The sequence below is a fragment of the Stenotrophomonas sp. 2YAF22 genome (assembly GCF_052114665.1).
GTDB classification, from domain to species: domain Bacteria; phylum Pseudomonadota; class Gammaproteobacteria; order Xanthomonadales; family Xanthomonadaceae; genus Stenotrophomonas; species Stenotrophomonas indicatrix.
Genome location: NZ_JBFRFE010000553.1, coordinates 1 through 2,985, shown reverse-complemented (window position 1 = coordinate 2,985; position 2,985 = coordinate 1). Strand labels below are relative to the sequence as shown.

Sequence of the window (2,985 nt, the reverse complement as noted above, 5' to 3'; positions counted from 1 at the left end):
TCCCGATCCTCGCCGAGGACCTGTGCGGCATCCATCCGCGCAAGATCTGGTTCTTCGCCGATACCGGCCGCGTCGTCGTGCAGCGCCTGCCGCACGCCCACGAAGCCGAAGTCGCCGCGACCGAATCGGCCGTGCGCGCAAGCCTGTCCAAGGCCCCGGTCACCGGTGGCGTGGAGCTGTTCGAATGAACCTGACCGGCAACGCCCCCTGCCGGGTCCTGATCGTCGACGACTCCGCCGTCGTGCGGCAGATGCTTACCGAGATCCTGTCCAGCGATCCGGCCATCGACGTGGTCGGCACCGCCGCCGACCCGCTGCTGGCCCGCGAGAAGATCAAGCGCCTGGCCCCGGACGTGATCACCCTGGACGTGGAAATGCCACGGATGGATGGCCTGGCGTTCCTGGAAAACCTGATGCGCCTGCACCCGCTGCCGGTGGTGATGATCTCTTCGCTGACCGAACGCGGCGCCGATACCACCCTGCAGGCACTGGGCCTGGGCGCGGTGGACTTCGTGTCCAAGCCCAAGCTCGACGTGGCCCGCGGCCTGCAAGGCTATGCCGACGAAATCATCGCCAAGGTGAAGATGGCTGCGCGTTCCCGGGTGCGCCCGCTGGTACGCGTGGCCACGCCGAAACTCACGCTGGATGCCGCCCCTGCCGCGCGCCCGGCAGCAACGCAGTTCCGCACCACCGACCGCCTGATCGCCATCGGCTCGTCGGCTGGCGGTACCGAAGCATTGCGCGTGGTGCTGGAAGGCATGCCCGCCGACGGTCCGGCCGTGGTGATGACCCAGCACCTGCCCGCCAGCTTCAGCACCGCCTTCGCCGAGCGTCTGGACCGCCATTCGGCCATGGCCGTACGCGAAGCCAGCGATGGCGAAGCAGTGCTGCCCGGCCACGCGTACCTGCCGCCCGGCGGCAAGCACCTGCGGATCATCCGCGACGGTGCGCGCTGGCGCTGCCGTGTGGATGACGGCCCCGCGGTGAACCGCCACAAGCCGGCGGTGGACGTGCTGTTCCGTTCGGTGGCGCAGGCCGCCGGCGGCAATGCCATCGGCGCCATCCTCACCGGCATGGGCGATGACGGCGCACGCGGCCTGCTGGAAATGCGCCAGGCCGGCGCACCGACGCTGGTGCAGGACGAAGCCTCCAGCGTGGTCTGGGGCATGCCCGGTGCAGCCTTCAAGCTGGGCGCGGCCGAAGAACAGGTGCCGCTGGAGCGCATTGCCGAGCGATTGCTGGCGCTGTCCCGCAGCTGATGGGACGGCTGTAGAGCCGAGCCCATGCTCGGCTGCTTTTCGGGCCCCGCTCCGGCAAGCCGAGCATGGGCTCGGCTCTACAGGCCATCACGCAACAAAAAACTTCGGCTTTCACCAGGGTTCTTCGGTTCAACGGGCTGCCCGCATCTGTGCTTTGATAGCCGTATTGCACAAGGAATGCTGCGCATGATCACAGGGATATGGAAGGCCGTGCTGGCGGCCACACTGCTGTCACTGCCACTGGCACCCGCCGCCGCCAGTGGTGATCTGTTCTACTTCCAAGCCAAGCAGGGTGATGTGTTCTTCATGCTGATGCTGGTGGGCCGTGAGGATCCCGGCGAGGTGAACGTCAGCTGGTCGGGACCGTCTGCTCCCGATGCAGCGAACGTCCGTCGCCGGTACTACATCGAATTCGACCGCGCACGGAAGCGGGCCTATGTGCGTCCGCTGCACCGTGATGGGCTGCCCTGGTTCGAGATGGACGTCTCCGGTGGCCGGGGCAATGTGCTCTTTGCCGGGAAGCGCCTTCAAGGCACTGCCGACTGGACCATCCAGTAGCAGATGACCCTCGGAATGCGCCCGTGGGTTCTCCGCTTCAACTGCCTGCCGGGCAATGCCCGGCACCGCTACTTCACGCAGTCGCAGTTACGGTACCGACACCGTGATCCGCACCTTTCCGCGCACCGGCACGCCATCCCTGCTGGCGGCGTTGTAGCTCCATCGATACGCCGCCTCCACGRCCGCCGTATCCAGCGCCGCCGATCCACTGCCGCGCGCGATCTCCACAGCATACGGGCGGCCCTGCTCGTCTACGTCCACCAGCAGCGTGGCCGCACCAACTCCGCGCTCGGGTGGCTGATGGTTCTCAAGCTGCACGGGATGCTGCCGCTGCGAGTCGGTATCGACCGAGGCGTAGGTTTCCACCTTTTCGGCAGTCTCAGACCTTGACGCGTTGGCCCGGGCGATCTCCAGGAACTGTTCCTGCAGCAGGAACACCCTGCGTTCGTCAGCGCTCATCCGCGTATCGGCAGACTCTTCATCGGCCCGCACATCCTGCTGCGCGATTGCAGCCGGTGCCATGGCCCAGCCCGCCATCATTGCTCCCAGCGCTACCCAGCGTCGTCGATCCGCCAACATCCATGTCTTCCTGAAAAAGCCGCGTCGAAGTCTAACCCGCAGCCGGCGCCGCAGGTGCCCACAAAAAACCCCCGGCTTTCACCGGGGGTTCTTCGTTTACATCATCAACCGATCAGCAGGATCAGGCAGCGACCGTGTTGGCCACGTCCTGATATTCCTCGATCTGGTCGAAGTTCATGTAGCGGTAGATCTCGCTGCCGCTGGCGGCGATCACACCGATATCGGCCATGTACTCTTCCTTGGTCGGGATGCGGCCCAGGCGCGAGCAGATCGCGGCCAGTTCCGCCGAACCCAGGTACACGTTGGTGTTGCGGCCCAGGCGGTTCGGGAAGTTGCGGGTCGAGGTCGACATCGCGGTGGAGCCTTCGCGGATCTGCGCCTGGTTGCCCATGCACAGCGAGCAGCCCGGCATTTCCATGCGKGCGCCGGTCGCGCCGAAGGTGCCGTACACGCCTTCCTTGGTCAGCTCGGACGCATCCATCTTGGTCGGCGGGGCCACCCACAGGCGGGTCGGCAGGTCACGCTTGCCTTCCAGCAGCTTCGCAGCGGCACGGAAGTGACCGATGTTGGTCATGCACGAACCGATGAAC

The 2,985-nt window shown here is 66.2% G+C and carries 4 protein-coding genes and 1 pseudogene; 3 read left to right on the top strand and 2 right to left on the bottom strand.

From position 1 onward, the window contains the following. The 3 genes and pseudogenes from AB4Y84_RS18025 to AB4Y84_RS18015 form a co-directional block, all read left to right on the top strand. Positions 1-188 (top strand): annotated as a pseudogene (locus tag AB4Y84_RS18025) (chemoreceptor glutamine deamidase CheD); the annotation flags it as partial. Next, positions 185-1,258: a protein-glutamate methylesterase/protein-glutamine glutaminase gene (locus AB4Y84_RS18020; RefSeq protein ID WP_442243493.1), complete on the top strand. Its 1,074-nt coding sequence runs from the start codon at positions 185-187 to the stop codon at positions 1,256-1,258. The pseudogene AB4Y84_RS18025 and the gene AB4Y84_RS18020, both read left to right, overlap by 4 nt. 186 nt (positions 1,259-1,444) lie before the next feature. Further along, positions 1,445-1,816, top strand: coding sequence for a hypothetical protein (locus AB4Y84_RS18015; RefSeq protein WP_312785822.1), 372 nt, complete (start codon positions 1,445-1,447; stop codon positions 1,814-1,816). An 87-nt stretch (positions 1,817-1,903) separates the two neighbouring features. Here the strand turns inward: AB4Y84_RS18015 and AB4Y84_RS18010 are convergent, their stop codons facing one another. After that, positions 1,904-2,338 carry an energy transducer TonB gene (locus AB4Y84_RS18010; protein WP_442250589.1) on the bottom strand — a complete coding sequence of 145 codons (435 nt, stop codon included), beginning with the start codon at positions 2,336-2,338 and terminating at the stop codon, positions 1,904-1,906. A 178-nt stretch (positions 2,339-2,516) separates the two neighbouring features. Then, a partial coding sequence (locus AB4Y84_RS18005; RefSeq protein ID WP_442250588.1) for an aconitase family protein occupies positions 2,517-2,985 on the bottom strand: 469 nt, incomplete at its 5' end.